Annotated in this window: 5 protein-coding genes; 4 read left to right on the top strand and 1 reads right to left on the bottom strand. The window is 58.8% G+C overall.

Translation table 11 applies throughout. From position 1 onward, the window contains the following. Positions 1–91 precede the first annotated feature (91 nt). Complete coding sequence (locus HF680_RS15650) at positions 92–484, bottom strand: hypothetical protein (protein WP_185225711.1); 393 nt, start codon at positions 482–484, stop codon at positions 92–94. An 850-nt stretch (positions 485–1,334) separates the two neighbouring features. Here HF680_RS15650 and HF680_RS15645 point away from each other — a divergent pair. The 4 genes from HF680_RS15645 to HF680_RS15630 all read left to right on the top strand — a co-directional run bounded on the left by HF680_RS15645 (position 1,335) and on the right by HF680_RS15630 (position 4,219). Then, positions 1,335–2,390 carry a serine hydrolase domain-containing protein gene (locus HF680_RS15645; protein ID WP_185225710.1) on the top strand — a complete coding sequence of 352 codons (1,056 nt, stop codon included), beginning with the start codon at positions 1,335–1,337 and terminating at the stop codon, positions 2,388–2,390. Positions 2,391–2,485: 95 nt separating this feature from the next. Further along, positions 2,486–2,740, top strand: coding sequence for a hypothetical protein (locus HF680_RS15640; protein WP_185225709.1), 255 nt, complete (start codon positions 2,486–2,488; stop codon positions 2,738–2,740). A gap of 367 nt (positions 2,741–3,107) precedes the next feature. Beyond that, complete coding sequence (locus HF680_RS15635) at positions 3,108–3,734, top strand: tyrosine-type recombinase/integrase (RefSeq protein WP_185225708.1); 627 nt, start codon at positions 3,108–3,110, stop codon at positions 3,732–3,734. A gap of 86 nt (positions 3,735–3,820) precedes the next feature. Beyond that, positions 3,821–4,219, top strand: coding sequence for a hypothetical protein (locus HF680_RS15630; RefSeq protein WP_185225707.1), 399 nt, complete (start codon positions 3,821–3,823; stop codon positions 4,217–4,219). The last annotated feature ends 132 nt before the right edge of the window (positions 4,220–4,351 follow it).

The following is a 4,351-nucleotide window of genomic DNA, read 5'->3' as shown; positions in this document are numbered from 1 at the left end:
CTGCGCGGCCCGGCCTGTTGCTCACCCCACGCTGCGAGGCGTAACTAACCCAAGGACTCTGGTCGCCGCTGGATGAAAACTCAGGGGCACGTCACTGCCCCAGATTTTCGCCGTCCACGGTGATGAATGGGGCCTCGATGCACCTAGCGCTGAACTGCTCCGTAAATTTCGTTCCTCCGCGATAGGGCTCAATCAAAATGAGAACATCGCTAGGTTCAACATTTTCAATCGACAGCAAGTCAGTCGTTATTTCTCCGCTAGGTGGCTCACATACGTGCCCATATCCGTTCTTTCGCTTAACCGTCAGCCCTCTAGCTTCTTCCTCGGGCAGCACCCAGACCGTATCCGCTACGCGAACCTCTAGCGTCCCGTCTGTGACGCAAGCAGGCGCCTTTGGCACGAACAGCATCCCGACAAGACCGATGCTGACGACACCGAGGCCTATGAGCAGCCAATAGGCAGCGGGGATTCGAGATAAGGTCATGCTTCACTTTAGCAGACCTTCCATATGACGTAGATGGGTCGTTAGCGGAACTGAGCGGAAACCCCTTAAAGGCGGGCTTTTAGCCGTTCCGCAGCGCCCTGCATTCTCGAGTTTGCTGCCTGCTCCAAGTCTCGACATTCAGCAGCAGTTTTGTAAGGCCGGCTAGGGTCTGCGAGACCTTGCTCATACCCCTGCCTGAAACTCGAGACTAGCCAAGTCGGCACGCCCGGAGGTGCCTGATCGGACGTGAGGCTATCCAGTCGCACCTTGGCACCGGCGGGTAGGTGAGCGGCGCACGTACCGGCGTATCTTCCCAGACCCATGAATGCAGCGACGGCTTCGGCGGCGTCAGTGTTCACGGGAGTGATGATCGGAGGTCCTGCATCCTGCGCCATGAGGCTGGCACTCAAAAATGCAACAATGATCATCTTCTTCCCCGTATCTGAGGACGGCCGACGGACAATCCCCGGATGATCCTCGCATATCGTCAAGTCGTTGGGGAGAGCCGTAACGATGATCATCCGAAAGACCGCTACGGGTCGATTGTGGTCTAGAGCTTTAAGACCGAGGGCGGACTTTGCACTCCAGGCCGGAAACCGGTCGCGGGAATGGTCAGTAAGGGTGGATTGCAGAACCGTAACTTGTGAGTTCGTCTCGAAGCCTTCTAGCTTGACCTAATGATTGGGCTTTCGTGTATTTTGTCGCCTCGCGCTTTGCGGGCCAGCTCTATCACCGCTAAGCCACTTCGGGACCCAAGGCTGGCTCGAGCAGTCCGGGCGGGGCGAGTCACACTTCCAGCCGAACGGGTGGTGCCTTTGCTGGTCCAGCTCACAGCAGCAGGCAAACATCCATGAAACGACCCAGAAGGGCCGTCATCGCCGTCATGAGTGCCCTCGCTGTCGTAGTGACCGGCATGGCGGCCATGCCGCGCCCACTGCAACTGTCCGACCAAACTCAAGGTGATCCAGAGCTTCTGACCGAGGTCGGCGCGCACATCGATGCCTTCCCCGGCGCACGCGACAGGCTCAGCGTGGCTGTGATCGATGGGGACAGCTTGCGTGTTGCCCATTTCGGCGCATCAGACAGCACCGAGTACGAAATCGGTTCAGTTACGAAGACCATCACGGCCGCCTTGCTAGCTGAGGCGATCGCACGGGGGGAGGTGGAGGCGAGTACGCGCCTCGGCAGCATGTTCGACCTCGGCAGCAGTGCATCATCCACACTCACGCTGGAAGAGTTGGCGACGCAATCGAGTGGCCTGCCCCGAGTCGTAATGTCGCTGGAGAAGCTGCCGTCCATCCTGGTCGCGCTCGTTCTGTCGCGCGATCCCTATGGATCGACCCTGTACGAGCTGATCTCGGACTCCCGAGACGTCCAGGTCGGTGACAAGGCGTACCGCTATTCGAACCTGGGCTTCGCCCTGCTCGGGGAGGCGCTCGCGCGAAAGGCCGGAACTCCATTCCCACACCTGGCCAAGGAGCGAATCTTCAGGCCGCTTGGAATGAAGAACTCCTATGTGCCAATGTCAAAGAACGACCTGAAAGACGGTGCGCCGTCTGGCTACACGTCTTCGGGCAGAGCCACAGATCCCTGGACTCTTGGCGCCTATGCGCCGGCCGGTAGTGCCCGATCCACTCTGCCGGACATGACGAAGTATATTCGTGCCCATTTGGACGGCACGGCGCCAGGGATAGGGGCCACAGAACCGCGCAGGTCAGCCGGGGCGAGGTCACGGATCGGTTACGGATGGCACATCACTGGCGATGTCACCTGGCACAACGGTATGACGGCCGGTTTTGCGAGCTGGATTGGCTTCGATCGCAGATCTGATCGCGCCGTCGTCATCCTCAGCAACACGTCCAACTCGGTCGACAGTCTCGGGTTCAGGCTCATTGGTGCGCAATGATCTCACTAATCTGGCTGGTTCTCGCGACCGCGTGTGCGGGAGCCTTCGCGTTGTGCGCTAGCAGGCGACCGCGGCGGTTCTCAGCAAAATCCGGCTTGTCTCTGGCGCTCGCCGGGCTGGACGCGGCCGTTGCCATGGTGGTGTTACATGCCTTTGGCCCCTGGAACTATGTCTCCCCCCTTTGGTGGCTGGTCCCGTTGACCATAGGAGCCTTCGGCGTAGGAGCCGCCGTCATGACATGGCCAAGCCTGCCCGAGCTCAGGCCTGATCGTCCGGTTTGGCTCACGATCGGTTTTGCGCTCCCGCATCTGGCGTTGCTGTTTGGTATCCTCGGCGTGACCCTGACCTGATCCCGATCGATCATCATGGCCACGCCAGATACAACTAGAGTCCGGTTTCAAACTTCCCCGTCAAACACCGTGGCATGCATTGACGATCGGTCGCGCAGGCGTATCGAAGGATTGGCCCGACAGCCGCTCAATCTGAAGCAAGGCCTGTGATCAGCTTAGAAGCGGCCAGATAGCTGACGCGTTTAACTTCTCTGTTGGGTCGAGTGTGGCCAAATGCTTCCGACCGAAAAATTGACGTTCCCTAGCGCAAAAGGCACAGCCAAACGTCGCCTTTCTGGCGATCAGTGCATGTCCGCTATTGGCGCAGGCCTGACGAAACAGGAGTACTATCGGCCCAGGCAGGGAGGCCATCCGTGGGAGGTTGGCCATGCGCCAGTCTGACCTTTTCATTATCCCTCGTCGGCCTTGGAACGCGGGCCGTCTCATTGGCCCCAAGGCTCCGCTGAAGCCGAAACACATCTGGGCGATCCGACAGCAGCTCAAGGTCGCCAAGCGAGTACGCGACCTCGCGATGTTCAACTGCGCGCTCGATGCAAAACTCAGAGCATGTGACTTGGTGAAGCTCCGGGTGAGTGACGTCGCGCCTGGCGGCTCACTGAGGCTTCGATCAACGGTCATCCAGCAGAAGACCGGACGACCAGTTCCCTTCGAGATCACAGAGCCGGCCCGCGACGCGATCGGGGCTTGGCTGGAAATCCGAGGACAGCGTGATGACGACTGGCTGTTTCCGAGCAGAAGTCACACTGGCTGTCACATTGGCACGCGGCAGTACGCGAGACTGGTCGATCAGTGGATCCGTTTGATCGATCTCGAGCCGGCGGCCTACGGCACCCACAGCCTCAGGCGTACGAAGGTCTCATTGGTCTACAAGAAGACCGGCAACCTGCGTGCCTGTCAGCTACTTCTCGGTCACCGCAAACTTGAGAGCACCGTCCGCTACCTCGGTATCGAGGTTGACGACGCCTTGGAGCTCTCTGAGCAGATCGATCTCTGACAACAGCCGGGTTCGCTCAGCGGACCCGGCATTCGTCCGCTAAGGGTGGAAAGCGGACGTTAGGGCCGGTGTGCTATTAGGCTGCCATGGTAGTTCCTCAGACATCGAGCTTATGGCAGGTAGTCGGCGTCTTAGTAAAAGGCGTTGCGATCACCGTTTTGATGGTGGTGACCGCTCTGGTGATCCTCTTCCTAGCACTCGACGCTTGGGCGCATAAACAAACAGAACAACGTATCAGCGACGCGCTGGCCAGCCATTATGCTCCTGCGGCGGTCGATGTAATCAAACGACAAAACTGGAAATTCGGAAGCCGTGATTTCAGTTTTGGTGGACAGATTTGTTTTGAGATCAATGTGTCCAATGCATCTGGCAAACCTGACCGCAGAGTGGCGATGGTTGCCGACGGAGATGACGGCGGAGCATTTGAGTTTTCTCGAGAATATGAGTCATTTTCACAATGCACCGCTGACTTCTTCCGAGGTTAGGTAGGCAACGAGTCAATCGGAGCTTTCGCAGAGTAATGTCCGCAACGGGTCGAGGCCGTGTAAAAACCTGCTGAGCGGTGGCGGGGTGGAGGTGGAGACGAAGCGCAGGACGCCATCGCCTCAGGCCCTGAT

Origin of the sequence: Brevundimonas huaxiensis, assembly GCF_014218725.1 — a bacterium.
GTDB lineage: Bacteria > Pseudomonadota > Alphaproteobacteria > Caulobacterales > Caulobacteraceae > Brevundimonas > Brevundimonas huaxiensis.
This window is presented reverse-complemented; position numbering and strand designations above follow the sequence as displayed.